Origin of the sequence: Kitasatospora sp. NPDC098652, assembly GCF_044760155.1 — a bacterium.
Classification (GTDB): domain Bacteria; phylum Actinomycetota; class Actinomycetes; order Streptomycetales; family Streptomycetaceae; genus Kitasatospora.
Genome location: NZ_JBIWAQ010000068.1, coordinates 1 through 1,151 on the forward strand (window position 1 = coordinate 1; position 1,151 = coordinate 1,151).

Consider the following 1,151-nt stretch of genomic DNA (forward strand, 5'->3'; position numbering starts at 1 on the left):
GCCCTGTCCGGCGCCCGGCTGGTGCTGCCCGGCGGTGTCGTCGAGGGCGGCCGGCTGGCCGTCGAGGGCGACCGGATCGCCGCCCTCACCGACGGCGCGAGCGGTGGGAAGGCCGAGCCCGGCGACCTCGACCTGACCGGCCACACCGTCGTCCCCGGCTTCGTGGACCTCCACGTCCACGGCGGCGGCGGCGCCTCCTACGCCTCCGGCATCGCCGAGGAGGCCCTGCACGCCGCCCGCACCCACCTCCACCACGGCACCACCACCACCGTCGCCTCCACCGTCACCGGCGAGATCGACGAGGTCGCCCGCCAGGCCGCCGTCCTCTCCGAACTCGCCGAGGACGGCACCCTCGCCGGCGTCCACTTCGAGGGCCCCTTCATCTCCCACAACCGCTGCGGCGCCCACCGCCCCGACCTGCTGCGCAACCCCGACCCCGCCCTGGTGCGCAAACTCGTCGACGCCGCCCGCGGCCACGCCAGGATGGTCACCCTCGCCCCCGAACTCCCCGGCGGCCTCGACTCGGTGCGCATGCTCGCCGACCTCGGCGTCATCGCCGCCGTCGGCCACACCGACTCCGACTACGCCACCACCCTCGAAGCCATCGAGGCCGGCGCCACCGTCGCCACCCACCTCTTCAACGCCATGCCCGGCATCGCCCACCGCGCCCCCGGCCCCATCGTCGCCCTCCTGGAGGACGAACGCGTCACCGTCGAACTCATCAACGACGGCGTCCACCTCCACCCCTCCGTCCTCGACCTCGCCTACCGCACCGCCGGCCCCAGCCGGGTCGCCCTGATCACCGACGCCATGGGCGCCGCCGGCATGGGCGACGGCCTCTACCCCCTCGGCCCCCTCCAGGTCCGCGTCGAGAACGGCGTCGCCCGGCTGGTCGAGGGCGGCGCGATCGCCGGCTCCACCCTCACCCTGGACGTGGCCTTCAAGCGCTCGGTGACGGTCAACGGCCTGACCCTCGCCCAGACCGTCGAGTCGCTCAGCGCCACCCCGGCCCGCCTGCTCGGCCTCGCCGACTCGATCGGCTCGCTGGAGACCGGCAAGCTCGCCGACCTGGTCGTGCTCGACTCCGACAGCTACGACCTGGTCGCCGTGATGCGCCGCGGCCGCTGGGCCGTCGGCGGCGACCGCTTCCC

Annotated in this window: 1 protein-coding gene; it reads left to right on the top strand. The window is 75.1% G+C overall.

Annotation, left to right across the window (positions count from 1 at the left end):
- Positions 1-3: 3 nt before the first annotated feature.
- Positions 4-1,151: N-acetylglucosamine-6-phosphate deacetylase (nagA, locus tag ACIQWA_RS40950; RefSeq protein WP_402492294.1), on the top strand; the 1,148-nt coding region annotated here is incomplete at its 3' end.